We start from the raw sequence: 15,375 nt of genomic DNA on the forward strand, positions 1-15,375 counted from the left end.
CATATATCTGTTGTTGTAGAGAGGCACCCGACGCACCGTAGAGACGCACTGCAGTGCGTCTCTACAACGTTACGTTATTAAAATTTACCCCACCAAATTGATAATTTTTCCCGGAACAATAATCACCTTGTTTGGCGTTCTTCCTTCTAATTGTTTGATGGTTCTTTCGTCTTTCATTACGATTTCCTCGATTTGTTCCTTGGTTAAATCCAAAGGTAAAACCATCGTAAAACGCATTTTTCCATTGAAAGAAACCGGATATTCTTTGCTGCTTTCTACCAAATGTGCTGGCTCGAATATTGGAAAAGCAACTGTTGCAATCGAACCTGTATGTCCTAACAACGACCATAATTCTTCGGCGATGTGTGGCGCATAAGGCGAAATCACAATTGCTAATGGTTCTAAGATTGCACGAGAATGACAGTTTTGAGTTGACAATTCATTCACACAAATCATAAACTGAGAAACCGATGTATTGAAAGAGAAACCTTCAATATCTTCTGCTACTTTTTTGATGGTTTTGTGCAATGATTTTAAGTTGTCTTTGGTTGGTTCGTCATTGGTAACAATCAAACCATTATCATCAAAATACAAACGACACAGTTTTTTCAGGAATCCAAAAACTCCCGAAATACCTGCCGTGTTCCAAGGTTTTGCTTGTTCCAAAGGCCCTAAGAACATTTCATACAAACGCAATGTATCCGCACCGTATTCGTTACAAATATCATCTGGACTAACAACATTTAACCAACTTTTAGACATTTTCCCAATTTCAGTTGTTGCTAATAGTTTCTCATCTGAAATTTTAATTGCGAATGGAAACATCGCATCTTCTCTTACCTTTTCAATATAAACTTCTAAAGAATTAGGATCAATACTTTTATAAGGAATTCTTTTAGGCGTACAATCTGCTGAACGGTTTACTATCTCAAATTTTATATTTTCATCAGGAATTTTTTCATAATTAAATTTTTTCTTAAACAATTTAAGAAATTCTGTTTTAAATAACTCCTTATCAATTATGCTATGAGTTTCAAACTTAAAATTATCGCTCTGATTATTCTCTTCAACTTTAAAAATATTTGAAACAATTTGAAAGCCGTTCACTGGATGAATATTGAAATCAAAATCTTTTATTTTATCAGTATTTATAGAAACATCTACGGTATAATCAAAGTATGGATAATATGCTCCTGTCCCCAAAATCATTCCCTGATTAATCAGTTTTTTGAATGGTTCTTCGGTAGGTGCGAAACCTTTGTCTTTTAAGAATTTGTTCCAAAAACGGGAATACAATAAATGCCCGGTTGCGTGTTCGCTTCCGCCAATGTATAAATCTACGCTTTCCCAGTATGTCAATGCGTCTTTGCTCGCAAATTCGTTTTCGTTGTGCGCATCCATATAACGCATCCAATACCATGAACTTCCCGCCCAACCTGGCATCGTGTTCAATTCAAGTGGATGAATTGTTTTATTGTCGACTAAATCAGTATTAACTACTCCATTGGTTTCCGTATTCCAAGCCCAAACCAAAGCGTTTCCTAACGGTGGTAAACCTTCTTCAGTTGGTAAATATTTCTCTACTTCTGGTAAAATGATTGGCAAATGTTTCGCATCAATCATTTGCGGCAATCCATTCACATAATATACGGGAAACGGTTCTCCCCAATAACGCTGGCGAGAGAAAACGGCATCACGCAAACGGTAATTCGTTTTTCCTTTTCCTTGATTTAATTTTTCTAATTCCTCAATTACTTTTTGAGTTCCTTTTTTATAATCTAATCCATTTAGGAAATCAGAATCTACTAATTGAAAACCTTCTTTAGCTCCAAAAGCAGCTTCAGATATATCTTTATCAAAAATATTTTTGATTTCAGCCATTCCGTTTTGACCTTTGAAGAAATTTGCAAAAGCATAATCTCTTTCGTCGCCACAAGGAACCGCCATAACCGCACCTGTTCCGTAGCCAGCCAAAACATAATCCCCAATCCAAACAGGAATTGGTTCTTTCGTGAAAGGATGTTCCGCATACGCTCCGGTGAATACTCCCGAAATGGTTTTCACATCGGCCATACGCTCTCTTTCGGAACGTTTTGACGTTTTTTCTATGTAGGTTTCCACTTCTGCTTTTTGTTCCGGAGTGGTTATTTGTGAAACCAATTCGTGTTCTGGCGCCAATGTCATAAACGTAACTCCAAAAATAGTATCAGGTCTTGTAGTAAACACATCGATATATTGCTGCTCACTTTCGACGTTAGACTTTTGACTTTCGACTTTAAAAGAAACTGTCGCTCCAACGGATTTTCCAATCCAGTTTCTTTGACTTTCCTTGATGCTTTCGCTCCAATCAATATCGTTCAAGCCTTGCAATAAACGTTCTGCATAAGCCGAAATTCGCATGCTCCATTGGGTCATTTTCTTGCGCACTACTGTAAAACCGCCACGCTCTGAAACACCATTTACAATTTCGTCATTCGCCAAAACCGTCCCTAATCCCGGACACCAATTCACTTCGGTCTCGGCTAAATAGGTCAATCTATATTGCAACAAAATTTTCTCCTGCTGTTCTTTTGCGAAAGCGTTCCATTCATTTGCTGAAAACGCTTCAATATTTTCATCGCAAACCCCATTAACATTTGTATTTCCTTCTGTTGAAAAAACGGAAACCAAAGTCGAAATATCTTCTGCTTTATCGCTGTTTTTATTGTACCAAGAATTGAATAATTGGATAAAAATCCATTGCGTATGCTTGTAATAATCTGGATTTGAAGTGCGGACTTCTCTACTCCAATCGAAAGAGAATCCAATTTTATCCAATTGCTTTCTGTATCCGGCAATTTTATTTCCTTCTTTATCCGTTCCTCCGTCAATATTTACCGAAGTCGTATCTTCAGGACGTTGCCCCGTTTGAATAGCATATTGTTCCGCAGGCAATCCAAAACTATCGTATCCCATTGGATGCAAAACGTTAAAACCTTGGTGTCTTTTGTATCTGGAATACACATCAGAAGCGATATATCCCAGCGGATGTCCTACGTGCAATCCCGCTCCAGATGGATAAGGAAACATGTCAAGTACGTAATATTTAGGTTTTTCTGAGTTGTTTTTGGCTTTAAACGTTTCGTTTTCTAACCAATATTTCTGCCATTTGGCCTCTATTTCGTTCGGATTGTATTTCATTCTACTTTCTTAATTGTTCTTTTAATGGAGTCATGCTTTCGCACACTCAAGTCATTTAGCTATTTATTTTAACCCATTCAGGGTTTTGAACCCTGAATGGGTTGCGAAATTTCAGCTCGCAAATTTACGTTTATTGTACGAAAGTTAAAACTTTGAGCGTTATTAACTTTAAATAAAGAAATTCTTTATTATTTTTACCCAATAATTTCAATAAACTATGAGCTCTTCCTTTGATAAATTTCAAAAACGCAGATTAATTTCCTCTTATTTTTCAGTAGTGCTAAGTGTATTCTTGGTTTTATTTCTATTGGGTGTGTTGGGTCTTTTTATTATAAATTCTAAAAAATTAGCTGACGATTTCAAGGAAAATATTGCCATGACCGTTTTTTTCAAAAAAGAAGCGAATGACAGTATTCTGAAGGCTTTTGGAACTGAATTAAAATCGAGTCGTTTTGCAAAATCATACGACTATGTCACTAAAGAAGCTGCCGCAAAACAACATACGGATATTATTGGAGAAGATTTTATGGAATTTCTTGGTGAAAACCCTTTGCAAAACTCCTACGATATTCACCTAAAAGCCGATTATGTAATCAAAGACAGTATTGCAAAAATAGAAACCCGCTTACGCAAAAACGCCATGGTTTCGGATATTGTGTATGACAAACAATTAGTGAATCTAGTCAATGACAACATCAAAAAAGTAAGTATGTGGATTCTGGTAATCAGTGGATTCTTAGCCATGATCGCCGTATTACTGATTAATAGTTCGTTACGTTTATCAATACACTCCAACCGATTTATCATTAAAACCATGCAAATGGTAGGTGCAACCAAGGCCTTTATCAGAAAACCATTTGTGGTAAGAAGTATAAAACTGGGAATGATTGGCGCAGGACTTGCCATTATTGCATTAATTGGCGTCTTGATTTACGTTCAAACTAATTTTCCAAATCTTGGCATACTTGACGACAAAGCTTTAATTGGACTGGTATTATTGACCGTTTTAGGAATTGGAATATTGATTACCTGGTTAAGCACGTATTTTGCAACACAACGTTTCTTGAATTTAAGAACGGACGACCTTTATTAATTTTAGTCCCGAAGTTTCGGGAGCAGATTAACGATTTTTGACCCGAGCGATAGCGAACGGGCGAAGCATTTCAGAATTTAAAAAAACAGTATGAAAGATAACGAACAGAAACCAGAATTTCTTTTTGACAAAATAAATTATAAAATTCTATTAATTGGGATTGGAGTAATTGCCTTAGGATTTATTTTAATGGCTGGCGGAGGAAGTGATGACCCAAATGTTTTCAATGAAGATATCTTTAATTTCAGAAGAATTCGATTGGCACCAACTACCGTTTTAATCGGCTTTGGAATTACCATTTATGCCATTCTTAAGAATCCCAAAAAAGCATAAATGAATACATTGCAAGCATTTTTAATTGCTGTTATCGAAGGATTAACAGAATATCTCCCTGTTTCTTCAACAGCTCACATGGTTTTTCTAAGTTCTTATTTCGGAATTCAAGAGGATGATTTTGTAAAACTATTTCAGGTTTCCATTCAATTTGGAGCCATTCTCGCTGTTGTCGCTTTGTATTGGAAGAAATTTTTCGATTTCTCTTCAAAAAGTGTCGCAATCAACTTTTACATTAAACTTATTTGCGCCGTAATTCCAGCTTTGGTTTTAGGGAAATTATTCGATGATAAGATTGAAGCAGTTCTTGGAGATCCTATTCCCATTGCGATTGTATTAATTTTAGGCGGAATCATTTTATTATTTATTGACAGTCGTTTTCAAAGTCCAACGATTATTCAAGAAGAAGACATCACCATTAAAAAAGCAGTAACCATCGGTTTTTGGCAATGTTTAGCGATGATGCCCGGAACAAGTCGTTCTGCCGCTTCGATAATTGGGGGCATGCAACAAGGATTAACGCGTCACGCTGCAGCGGAATTCTCTTTCTTTTTAGCGGTTCCAACGATGATGGCAGTAACGTGCTACTCCGTATTCTTGAAAACCTACGAAACGTCACAGATGAAAGGCTACGAATTGATTTTAAAATCAACCGAAAACATACAATTGTTCTTGATAGGAAATGTTGTTGCTTTTATCGTTGCCATTATCGCTATTAAATTCTTCATTGAAATCATCAAAAAATACGGTTTCAAACCTTGGGGTTGGTACCGAATAATAGTAGGCGTGTTTTTATTGATCTACTTTTCATTCTTAAAATAATTCCCATTGAAAACAGCCGAAGATTACCAAAACGGACAAATTTTACTCATTGACAAACCCTTGAATTGGACTTCTTTTCAAGCGGTAAATAAAATGAAATGGGCTTTAATCAGCAAAATTAATCTTCCAAAAAAATTTAAGATTGGTCATGCCGGAACTTTAGATCCTTTGGCAACCGGATTATTATTAGTTTGTACCGGAAAATTTACCAAAAGAATTACCGAACTTCAAGGTCAAGCCAAAGAATATACCGGAACTTTCTATATTGGAGCCACAACGCCTTCGTATGATTTAGAAACTGAAATCGACCAAACTTTCCCGACGGAACATATTGACGAAGCTTTAATTCAGGAAACTGTCAAACAGTTTTTAGGGGAAATAGACCAAAAACCTCCCATTTTTTCGGCCATAAAAAAAGATGGTGTTCGCTTGTACGAACATGCACGCGCTGGAGAAACAATCGAAATCGCGAGTAGAAAAACAACCATTCATGAATTTGAAATTACCCGAATCGCGCTTCCGGAAATAGATTTCAGAGTCGTTTGCAGCAAAGGAACTTACATTCGCTCCCTGGCTTTTGATTTTGGGAAAGCGATGAATTCCGGTTCCCATTTAACCGTTTTACGCAGAACAAAAATTGGAGATTATGATGTGACTGATGCAATGGATGTGACTTTATTCGAACAAAGTCTTACCACCGTATTGTAATCAAAAAGCAAAAACACATGACAAATCCAAAATTAAAATTGAATTTGCGATGTGTCTTTTCAAAAGTTAAAGTAGTTTTAATCCATACTCTTTTTGTCTACTTGGCTTCGCCGTTGGTTTAATAATGAGTTGCGTTTTTACCTCCAAATAGTAAATTCGACAAATAATCATAAAACCTTTCAAATAGCTTTTTCATGACGATGTTTTTTTTGATTGTGAAACAATATTTAAACACCAATAAAAAAAGTAAATCAAACAATAGACCTGGTTGGCAGTCACCAATTTACGATTTTTTTTTCGATACACAAAAAAAAATGATAAAAAAAATAAACCTAATTATTTGATATAAACAAACTTACAACCTCATATACTTTTTACATTATAGATTTTACATTTAGGTACTAATTTCTTGTTCTGTACTAAAGCTTTTTGGGCATTTATGAGACACAAAAGTTATGAATGTTTGTGATTTTTAAAATTCTATTGTTCCAAATCAAGAATAATTTACATAAATCACACTCATTTTCAATACTTTTCACTAATTTTACTATTATGAAAACGAAAAAAGATAACTCTAACAATCTTGCTATTCCGGGCAAACCAATGTCCCAAAAGAAATTTGCTTCTCTAATTAAAGAAGCGGAGGAGGGAACTTTCTATACTCTAGAGGAATCGAAAAAACATTTTGAAGAATGGAGAAAGAAAATCTCAAAGTAGTAACATCTAAACTTTTTGATTTTGTTGACATCCCTTCTATCCACGAATACGGTAAGGAAACTTTCGGTCTAAAACTAGCCGATTATTTCATTGAAGAAATTTACGCATGTTTAGATGAATTATCAAAAAGCTATTTCCTTCATCCCGAATGTCGTCATCTTGAAACCAAAACTAAAAAATACCGTAACATTATTCTTGGCTCTTACCTTATCATTTACAGAATTACACCAAACAGAATAGAGGTCTTAAGAGCACTTCATGGGAGCCGCTCCCCAAAAACCATTAAGAGGACAAGAACTATTACAATCGGTTAACTTTCCAAATCAAGCATCAAGTTAATCAATTCATTTTGGGTGCTTATTCCTTTATCATGCAAATACCACAATTGCAAGTTGGTTTTTGCTGTTTCGTCAATAACTCCAAACTCCTTTTTATAATCCGTAATTAAATCGGTTGCACCTTTGGGTCTTGGACCCCATTTTCCAAGAACACTTCCTGTTTCTTTATCTACTATAATCACTATTGGAATTGATTTATTTTTATTGGTCAAAAACAACTTCATCAATTCGTCATTTTCATCACGCAGAACAATTTTCAATTCTATTTTACCGGAATCAATCGCCATTTTATTAATAACTGGCAAGAGTTGGGCTGCATCACCGCACCATCCTTCGGAAATAACTAACCAAATGTATTCACTATTTAAGTTCTTTAATTTCAGACTATTTTCCTCGGTAATTTTCATCGTTTTATCCAAACGATTCATTCGGGTTTCATTTAACTCACTGTACTGTTTTAAATCTTCAGATTGTTCATTACCGGTTGACTTTCCTTCCAGTAATAAATCTGAAACTAGTTTTCTATACTCCGGATAAGAATGACTATTAAACAATGCTTTAGCTACTGGAATTTTCATAATGAATTATTTGTTTTCACAAAGTTACCATAAAATTGGAGCATAAATATGATATATGTCACTTTCAATTCCACAAAAAGAGTAATTTTATCACAAATAAAAAAGATGGATTTAAAAACAAAATCGATAGGATTGGTACTTTCCGGCGGAGGTTCTAAGGGTATAGCGCATGCTGGTGTGATTAAATTTTTAGAAGAAAAAAACATCCGTCCGTCTCAAATAGCAGGAACAAGCGCAGGTTCAATTGTTGGTGCAATGTATGCTTGGGGAAAAACTCCCGAAGAAATTCTGGAATTTTTCAAATCGATATACCTTTTTCACTGGAAGCATTTAACGTTCAAAAAAGCAGGTTTAATTGATTCTGAATCCTTCAAAACTTATTTTCACACTATTTTTAAAGATGCTACATTAGGTGATTTAAAAATTCCGATTCAAATTACGGCAACCGATATGGTTCGCGGAAAATTAAAAATATTTGACCAGGAAACAAAAATCATCGATGCTATTTTAGCTTCCTCAGCATTTCCAGGAATCTTGTCTCCGTATGAAATTAAAGGAAAAATATACAGTGACGGCGGTATATTGAATCATTTTCCCACTGATATTTTACAAGGACAATGTGACACACTAATAGGTGTTTATGTGAGTCCGATTCAAAAAATAGAAGCTAAAGATTTAAATTCCATCAAAGCGGTGACCACTCGGGCTTTTGATATTCTTTCGGCAAATTCAAACATGCATAAATTCAATATTTGTGACTGGGTTATTGAACCAAAGGATTTATGCCTTTACAGCACCTTTGAAACCAACAAAGTGAAGATGGATGCCGTTTTCAACATTGGCTATGAAGCCGCAAAAAAATCGTACGAAAAACTTAATTTATAAAATTTAAGCAACATTATTTTAAAAAAAAAGAATATTCTATATTTGCACCAATCAACTCAACACACACATGAAATACAAAAGAATTCTTCTAAAACTAAGTGGAGAAGCTTTAATGGGCGACTTGCAATACGGAATTGACCCAAAAAGATTAGCTGAATATGCTGATGAGATCAAGCAAATTCATGAAAAAGGAGTAGAAATAGCCATTGTAATAGGTGGTGGAAATATTTTTAGAGGAGTTGCCGGAGCAAGCGCAGGGATGGACAGAGTGCAAGGCGATTATATGGGAATGCTGGCTACAATTATCAACGGAATGGCTTTACAAGGCGCACTGGAAGATAAAGGAATGCTTACCCGTTTACAAACTGCGTTGAAAATTGAAGCGATTGCTGAGCCATATATTAAGAGAAGAGCGGTGCGTCACCTTGAAAAAGGAAGAATTGTGATTTTTGGTGCAGGAACCGGAAACCCGTATTTTACAACAGATACTGCAGCCGTTTTACGTGGTGTGGAAATCAATGCCGATGTAATCCTGAAAGGAACCCGTGTTGATGGCATCTATGATTGTGATCCGGAGAAAAATGCTTCTGCCGTGAAATTTGACCATATCTCTTTTGAAGATGTCCTTAAAAAAGGATTGAATGTAATGGACACCACTGCATTTACATTAAGCCAAGAAAATAAATTACCAATCGTAGTTTTCGACATGAACAAAGTAGGAAACCTATTGAAAATCTGCGATGGAGAAAATATAGGAACCGTAGTAAATTTATAAATAGACAAATTAGATTGTTAGACTTTTAGATTGTCAGACAGTCTAAAGATCTAAAAATCTAATAATCCAAAGATCTAAATTATGACTGAAGAAATTGAATTTATATTAGATAGTACTAAAGAATCTATGACAGGTTCTATTGCGCATTTAGAAAAAGAATTTTTGAATATTCGTGCCGGAAAAGCATCTCCAGCAATGCTTGGAAGCGTTTTTGTAGATTATTACGGATCTGCGACACCACTTTCTCAAGTATCAAAAATTAGTGTTCCTGATGCCAGAACAATTACGTTACAACCTTTTGAAAAAAATATGCTACAAGTAATTGAAAAAGCAATTATGGTGGCAAACATTGGTTTTAACCCAATGAATAACGGTGATGTAATTATCATAAGCGTTCCCGCATTAACTGAGGAAAGAAGACGCGATCTTGCCAAACAAGCCAAAGTAGAAGCAGAAGATGCTAAAGTGGGTATCCGAAATGCCAGAAAAGATGCTAATACTGAAATCAAGAAATTAGAAAAAGAAGGAACATCAGAAGACATTTGTAAAAGTGCCGAAGAAGAAGTTCAAAACTTAACGAATAGTTATATCAGGAAAATAGATGAACTTTTAGCTGTGAAAGAAGCTGAAATCATGAAGGTGTAATTCCCTTTCAAACTATATTAAAAATCCGTTCGTTTAGGGGAACGGATTTTTTTATTGTTATTTTTGTGATACCAAAATGAGATTATACCCGTTTTGCACTAAACCCTATTTATGAAGCAATTGTGTTTGTTATTCTTTTTTTTAACGCTTTCGCTGCAGGCGCAATTCCAGGTAAATGGAATTGTAAAAGAATCCACAACCAACAAACCGTTGCCGTTTGCCACGATTACCACAAACAATGGCCTAAATACCATCTCTGATGTCGATGGAAAGTTTAGTATTGTAACTGCAACTCCCATTACAGCTTTTGATATTTCTTATATTGGTTTCACCAAAGTTAGGATTGCCATCGAAAAAAATAAAAATTATTATGTTGTCGTTCTTTCCCAAAAAACGGATGATTTGAATGAAGTGAGGATTTCAAATGAAAACCCGGCTTTGGCAATTATCAGAAAGGCAATCGAAAACAAAGACAATAATAATCCCCAGAAAAAACTCCGCAGTTTTGAGTTTAAATCCTATAACAAACTCATTGTAACTGCAAATCCTGACTCCATTGACGGAAGAATCGATTCTGTTTTTGTCCAAAAATATATTGGGAAACGATTCTCAAAAATTGACTCCTCCGATTATAAATTCAAAGAAGTCATCAGTAAACAGCATCTTTTTCAAACCGAAAAAGTGTCACAATATCAATTTGCAAATGCCAGATTAAAAGAAACAATATTAGGCACCAAAATGGCTGGTTTCAAGCAACCTGTTTATGAAATCATTGCTTTTAATTTGCAATCTTTCTCTATTTACGATTCCAGTTACGAGCTTTTTGAAACCAAATACAACAGCCCCATTGCCAATGATGCGCTAAACGATTACAACTATAAGCTCTTGGATTCACTCATCATTGATGGCCGAAATACCTTCATGATTTACTTTAAAAACAAGAAAAAAAGAAGAGCATCAGGACTGGAAGGTGTACTTTATATTGACCAAAATAATTTTGCTGTCGCCAAAGCGGTAATGCGTATAAAAGGCGTTCTTGACATTAGCGGAATTCATGATTTTAAGTACATTCCCAATGAAAAATTATGGTTTCCAACGAAGAAAACCTTTAAAATTGTAAAGGGCAAAAATGATGACGATATAAAAATCCTTGGCGGAACCATTCAATTTGATGGCGATGTAGAACGAGATTTTAAAGAAAGAAAAAAAGTTGCCTCGGATTTCACCTATTTGCTTTCGCACACAAACAATTTTGAAATTCAGTATAACATTCCGATACAAATTAAAAAATCGGCTATTTATATCGAAATCAAAGACGATGCGATTAACAAACCGGAACGTTTTTGGAACGCCTACCGAAAAGACAGTTTAGACAGCCGAAGCCAAAAAACGTATTTGGCACTGGACAGTATTTCAGTTAAAAAACGAATTGAAAGCCGCATCCGTTTTGGACGAAAAATCATCAATGGATATTTACCCATTGGAAAATTCGATTTAGACTTACGCAAATTATTCAGCTATAATAATTACGAAGGATTTAGATTGGGAATTGGCGGAGTCACCAATGAACAGTTTTCAAGAAAATACAGAATCGAAGGCTACACCGCTTATGGAACAAAGGATGGCAATTTCAAATATAATTTAGGAATGGCGGCTCGGGTAGGCAAATTTTCTAATTCCTGGATTGGAGTTTCCTATACTGATGACATTCGAGAAATTGCAAGTACCGTGTTTACAATTGACAAAAGAGCGTTTAAAATCTATAACCCAAGACCAATAAACATCAGTACATTTTACAATTATGTGAGCTGGAAAACATTTATAGAAACGAAAATTATCCCAAAAACAGAAAGCTTATGGGAACTTTCCCGTGCCACAATAGAACCTAAATTCAATTATATATACAACCTAAACGAGAAATTATATACAAGTTACATAATGACAACCGCAATGGTTTCTTTGCGCTGGAATCCGTTTAGCGATTACATGCAAACGCCTACGGGACGAATTGAAGTAGAAAAACGTTTCCCGAAATTTACTTTTCAATACACACAATCCTTACCTAATGTTTTGCAAAATGATTTTGAATTCAGCAAATTAGATTTCAAAACAGAATATGAAAAAAAATATTTAAACGGTCAAAAAACAAATTTACTTTTCGAAGCCGGTTATGCTTTTGGCGACGTGCCGCTGACGCATTTGTACAATACCTCTCCCAATAATATTACCAAGGAAACCATCCTGCAGAGAATGACTTTTGCAGGAAAAAACAGTTTTGAAACCATGTTTTTCAATGAGTTTTTCTCCAGTGAATACGCCTATTTTCAATTCAAACATGGCTTTAGCCGCATAACATTATTCAAAAAAGTAAAACCTTCTTTAGTTCTCGTTTCAAGAATGGCTTGGGGAAATTTACAAAAACCGAAACAACATGTTGGATTGGATTATAAAACCCTCAACAAAGGTTATTTCGAATCTGGAATAGAACTCAACCAAATTTACAACGGCTTGGGATTAGGCGGATTTTACCGCTATGGCCCGAATCAGCTGAGTAAATTTCAAGATAATATAGCTGTCAAAATAAGTTTCGTTCTTAATCTGGGGCTTTAATGACTCGAAACGAATTTCAACCCAATAATAGAACTGATTAAAGTGGTGATGAAGAAAATTCGCCAGAAATCAGCAGGTTCTTTAAACACAAAAATCCCAACCAGAACCGTTCCCACCGCTCCAATTCCTGTCCAAACGGCATAAGCTGTTCCAATAGGCAGGGTTTGTGTGGCTTTGTAAAGCAATACCATACTTATTGCCAAGCAAATTAAGAATCCGCCCAACCATAATGTTGCTGTCATTCCGGAACTTTCTTTGGCTTTGCCCAAACAAGTTGCAAAACCTACTTCAAAAATCCCACCTATAATTAATAAAATCCAGTTCATATTATTGTTTTAAAATTAATACCGAAGGAACGCCGCTCAACCAGTCACTTCTGGAGTCTACTAATTCTTTCCAACTTTCAAGACTAATTAACATTAAATCCTGTTGGTCTAAAAATTCTTTTTTAATTATTTTATCCGTTATCAAACCAATATTCTTCGGATATTTTTGTTCCAAAGAATCAATAGCGCTCTTGATTACAAAATTAGTATTGACATGCCCATTGACATCCAAAATAACAATTTTAGAATTGTTGTTGTAAATTAATTTTTGGATATAATCAATCACAAATGAATCTTCGGGGCTAAAAATTGGAATAAAAACATGATTTACGTGCTGTAAATCTTTATCGATCAAAATCCCTATTGGCATTTTGGTTTTAGAAATAATCTGTCTGGTTCTTTCGTCAAAAGGGGAGTTTTCGAACAAACCTTCTTTCCCGATAAACTTATCGATTAAACGGTCTGGGTTGATTATTCTTGTTGTAAAACCGATTACTTTTCCAAGAATTGTCCCTTCAAATATTGATTTTCCCAAACCTACCAACAACAAATCATAATCCCCTTGATTGGCAACATCAGCGATTTCGGTTTCAATATCCATGGTTGCTTTAAAAATAGTGGTAATGTCCTGATTTAACAGTTGGGATTCTTCAACAATAGGATAAAAACTATTTTTCTCTTTGTCATCCATATTAAAAGTATGCATCTCATCGCTTAAGGACAAATGCATCACCGTAATACTGGCAGAATCTTTTTGTTTTTTTATCAAGCTATTCCCCAATCGCAACAAGGATTTGCCTTTTTCATTGTTCCCAAACGAAATTAAAATTCGGTATTTATTATGGTTTGTTTGCTCTAAAATTTCAACACCATCTTTAGTTTTAAAGATATAATTGATTATATCCAAGGCTGGTCCAGTCATAAAAGTGGTCACTAATGCCATGATTACCATCATCGTAAACACTTCGGGAGTCAAAACTTTAAGCTCTAATCCAATATTTAAAACGATCAATTCCATTAAACCACGCGTATTCATCAAGGCACCAATGGTCAAACTGTCTCGCCAACTCTGCCCTACAAATTTCGCTGCCAAAGCACTTCCTAAAAATTTCCCCACTACGGCCACCAAAATAATAAAACCGGTCACTTTCCATAAATAAGGATCATTGATAAGGCCAATTTCGGTTTTCAAACCTGTGAACACAAAGAACAAAGGCAGTAAAAGTATCAACGCAACATCCTCAACTTTCTCTATGAATATGGTTCTGAATTTTGGGACATCCGGCATAATAGCTCCCGCCATAAACGCTCCAAATAATGCATGAATCCCAATCACTTCAGTAGCATACGATGAAAGAATCAATACCAGAAAAAAGATAGCCACAACCGGTTTGATTATAGTGTCTTTTGAACCATACAAATCCCCAATTCTTTTCAAAAATGGCTTTACAATAAAAATCATGGCAACAACATAAAGTACTGCCAGCATAATAATGTATAATGAACTGACGAAAGTTCCCGCTTTTACAATTGCAATTACCACAGCCAGAATACACCAAGCGGTAATATCATCGGCAGCAGCGCACGTAATAACAATTGCCCCTAATTTCGTTTTATGAATTCCTCTTTCCTGAACGATTCTTGCCAGAACTGGAAAAGCAGTAATACTCAGGGCAATTCCCATAAACAAACTGAAAGCAAGGAATTTCACGCCTTCGGGAGCAAATCGATTGTAAACAAAATAAGCTAGCCCAATCCCGAGAGCAAATGGAATAACGATACTGGCGTGACTGATCACCACCGCTTCATTGGCTTTGTTTTTCAGCACTTTCAAATCGAGTTCCATTCCTATGACAAACATAAAAAGTATCAATCCTATCTGGCTCAAAAATTTTAAATTCCCTAAGGATTCAACAGGAAATAAAGCACTTGAAAATTCCGGGAAATACAATCCCAATAAGGACGGTCCAAGAACAATCCCCGCTATAATCTCCCCTATTACTGATGGTTGACCAATTTTCTTGAAAATCCAACCAAAAACGCGGGCCACAAGTATTATCGTTATAATTTGTGCCAAAAGGATGGCCAAAGGATCCTGAAAATTGTGTTGCATAGAAGCTAGGAAATCATTCCAAGAACCATTGCCACTTTCTGGTGACACTATAGTTTCAGTTGCTTCTAAGTTTTTTCCTTTGCTTATAATCCAATACATTAATGCAATAAAACCGCCAGTAACACTCAAATAAAATATTGTGTTTTTATAATTCTTCATATTTGTTTTTATATTGACTTTCCCAACTTTAAAGAAACAAAGATGAGAAATTCAAATGTATAATTTATATCCCACAAAATTATTTAATTGTAA

Annotated in this window: 14 protein-coding genes; 10 read left to right on the forward strand and 4 right to left on the reverse strand. The window is 35.3% G+C overall.

Annotated features, from left to right (window positions below; genetic code table 11):
* Nucleotides 1-84 precede the first annotated feature (84 nt).
* Nucleotides 85-3,180, reverse strand: coding sequence for a leucine--tRNA ligase (locus tag ACNQGX_RS03885; RefSeq protein ID WP_417974189.1), 3,096 nt, complete (start codon nucleotides 3,178-3,180; stop codon nucleotides 85-87).
* A 217-nt stretch (nucleotides 3,181-3,397) separates the two neighbouring features.
* On the opposite strand from ACNQGX_RS03885, the gene ACNQGX_RS03890 reads away from it, so the two are divergent.
* From ACNQGX_RS03890 to ACNQGX_RS03915, 6 genes are all read left to right on the forward strand, one after another.
* Nucleotides 3,398-4,273, forward strand: a complete 876-nt coding sequence (locus ACNQGX_RS03890) for a cell division protein FtsX (RefSeq protein WP_417974191.1) — start codon at nucleotides 3,398-3,400, stop codon at nucleotides 4,271-4,273.
* 90 nt (nucleotides 4,274-4,363) lie between these two features.
* The gene (locus ACNQGX_RS03895; protein ID WP_417974193.1) at nucleotides 4,364-4,606 is read left to right on the forward strand and encodes a DUF3098 domain-containing protein; all 243 of its coding nucleotides are present in this window, start codon (nucleotides 4,364-4,366) and stop codon (nucleotides 4,604-4,606) included.
* Nucleotides 4,607-5,428, forward strand: a complete 822-nt coding sequence (locus tag ACNQGX_RS03900; protein ID WP_417974195.1) for an undecaprenyl-diphosphate phosphatase — start codon at nucleotides 4,607-4,609, stop codon at nucleotides 5,426-5,428. It begins immediately after the preceding gene.
* Nucleotides 5,429-5,434: 6 nt separating this feature from the next.
* Complete coding sequence (gene truB, locus ACNQGX_RS03905) at nucleotides 5,435-6,136, forward strand: tRNA pseudouridine(55) synthase TruB (RefSeq protein WP_417974197.1); 702 nt, start codon at nucleotides 5,435-5,437, stop codon at nucleotides 6,134-6,136.
* 552 nt (nucleotides 6,137-6,688) lie between these two features.
* A complete protein-coding gene (locus tag ACNQGX_RS03910) occupies nucleotides 6,689-6,853 on the forward strand; it encodes a hypothetical protein (RefSeq protein ID WP_417974199.1) in 165 nt (54 codons plus the stop codon).
* Nucleotides 6,829-7,167: a type II toxin-antitoxin system RelE/ParE family toxin gene (locus tag ACNQGX_RS03915; protein WP_417974201.1), complete on the forward strand. Its 339-nt coding sequence runs from the start codon at nucleotides 6,829-6,831 to the stop codon at nucleotides 7,165-7,167. The genes ACNQGX_RS03910 and ACNQGX_RS03915 overlap by 25 nt, the downstream gene beginning before the upstream one ends.
* Here ACNQGX_RS03915 and ACNQGX_RS03920 read toward each other — a convergent pair.
* Nucleotides 7,164-7,769, reverse strand: coding sequence for a thioredoxin family protein (locus tag ACNQGX_RS03920; protein WP_417974203.1), 606 nt, complete (start codon nucleotides 7,767-7,769; stop codon nucleotides 7,164-7,166). The two genes, ACNQGX_RS03915 and ACNQGX_RS03920, sit on opposite strands and share 4 nt — an antisense overlap.
* 105 nt (nucleotides 7,770-7,874) lie before the next feature.
* Here ACNQGX_RS03920 and ACNQGX_RS03925 point away from each other — a divergent pair, with 105 nt between their 5' ends.
* The 4 genes from ACNQGX_RS03925 to ACNQGX_RS03940 all read left to right on the forward strand — a co-directional run bounded on the left by ACNQGX_RS03925 (nucleotide 7,875) and on the right by ACNQGX_RS03940 (nucleotide 12,684).
* Nucleotides 7,875-8,654 (forward strand): patatin-like phospholipase family protein, encoded by a 780-nt coding sequence (locus ACNQGX_RS03925; RefSeq protein WP_131914856.1) that lies wholly within the window; start codon nucleotides 7,875-7,877, stop codon nucleotides 8,652-8,654.
* Between the two features lie 67 nt (nucleotides 8,655-8,721).
* A complete protein-coding gene (gene pyrH, locus ACNQGX_RS03930) occupies nucleotides 8,722-9,429 on the forward strand; it encodes a UMP kinase (protein ID WP_417974205.1) in 708 nt (235 codons plus the stop codon).
* A gap of 81 nt (nucleotides 9,430-9,510) precedes the next feature.
* Nucleotides 9,511-10,074: a ribosome recycling factor gene (frr, locus tag ACNQGX_RS03935; RefSeq protein ID WP_417974208.1), complete on the forward strand. Its 564-nt coding sequence runs from the start codon at nucleotides 9,511-9,513 to the stop codon at nucleotides 10,072-10,074.
* Between the two features lie 111 nt (nucleotides 10,075-10,185).
* Nucleotides 10,186-12,684 carry a DUF5686 family protein gene (locus ACNQGX_RS03940; protein WP_417974210.1) on the forward strand — a complete coding sequence of 833 codons (2,499 nt, stop codon included), beginning with the start codon at nucleotides 10,186-10,188 and terminating at the stop codon, nucleotides 12,682-12,684.
* On the opposite strand, the gene ACNQGX_RS03945 is transcribed toward ACNQGX_RS03940, so the two are convergent.
* Both ACNQGX_RS03945 and ACNQGX_RS03950 read right to left on the reverse strand, forming a co-directional pair.
* On the reverse strand, nucleotides 12,681-13,010 hold the full coding sequence (locus ACNQGX_RS03945) for a DMT family transporter (RefSeq protein WP_131914852.1): 330 nt from the start codon (nucleotides 13,008-13,010) through the stop codon (nucleotides 12,681-12,683). The genes ACNQGX_RS03940 and ACNQGX_RS03945 overlap by 4 nt on opposite strands.
* A 1-nt stretch (nucleotide 13,011) precedes the next feature.
* Nucleotides 13,012-15,282: a cation:proton antiporter gene (locus ACNQGX_RS03950; RefSeq protein WP_417974212.1), complete on the reverse strand. Its 2,271-nt coding sequence runs from the start codon at nucleotides 15,280-15,282 to the stop codon at nucleotides 13,012-13,014.
* Between the last annotated feature and the right edge of the window lie 93 nt (nucleotides 15,283-15,375).

Origin of the sequence: Flavobacterium glycogeni (genome assembly GCF_048286775.1) — a bacterium.
Taxonomy (GTDB): domain Bacteria; phylum Bacteroidota; class Bacteroidia; order Flavobacteriales; family Flavobacteriaceae; genus Flavobacterium.

Bases quoted from the DNA above. Each gene is read 5' to 3' on its own strand.
- ACNQGX_RS03885 (WP_417974189.1), bottom strand. From the start codon at position 3,180: ATGAAATACAATCCGAACGAAATAGAGGCCAAATGGCAGAAATATTGG.
- ACNQGX_RS03890 (WP_417974191.1), top strand. From the start codon at position 3,398: ATGAGCTCTTCCTTTGATAAATTTCAAAAACGCAGATTAATTTCCTCT.
- ACNQGX_RS03895 (WP_417974193.1), top strand. From the start codon at position 4,364: ATGAAAGATAACGAACAGAAACCAGAATTTCTTTTTGACAAAATAAAT.
- ACNQGX_RS03900 (WP_417974195.1), top strand. From the start codon at position 4,607: ATGAATACATTGCAAGCATTTTTAATTGCTGTTATCGAAGGATTAACA.
- ACNQGX_RS03910 (WP_417974199.1), top strand. From the start codon at position 6,689: ATGAAAACGAAAAAAGATAACTCTAACAATCTTGCTATTCCGGGCAAA.
- ACNQGX_RS03915 (WP_417974201.1), top strand. From the start codon at position 6,829: ATGGAGAAAGAAAATCTCAAAGTAGTAACATCTAAACTTTTTGATTTT.
- ACNQGX_RS03920 (WP_417974203.1), bottom strand. From the start codon at position 7,769: ATGAAAATTCCAGTAGCTAAAGCATTGTTTAATAGTCATTCTTATCCG.
- ACNQGX_RS03925 (WP_131914856.1), top strand. From the start codon at position 7,875: ATGGATTTAAAAACAAAATCGATAGGATTGGTACTTTCCGGCGGAGGT.
- pyrH (WP_417974205.1), top strand. From the start codon at position 8,722: ATGAAATACAAAAGAATTCTTCTAAAACTAAGTGGAGAAGCTTTAATG.
- frr (WP_417974208.1), top strand. From the start codon at position 9,511: ATGACTGAAGAAATTGAATTTATATTAGATAGTACTAAAGAATCTATG.
- ACNQGX_RS03940 (WP_417974210.1), top strand. From the start codon at position 10,186: ATGAAGCAATTGTGTTTGTTATTCTTTTTTTTAACGCTTTCGCTGCAG.
- ACNQGX_RS03945 (WP_131914852.1), bottom strand. From the start codon at position 13,010: ATGAACTGGATTTTATTAATTATAGGTGGGATTTTTGAAGTAGGTTTT.
- ACNQGX_RS03950 (WP_417974212.1), bottom strand. From the start codon at position 15,282: ATGAAGAATTATAAAAACACAATATTTTATTTGAGTGTTACTGGCGGT.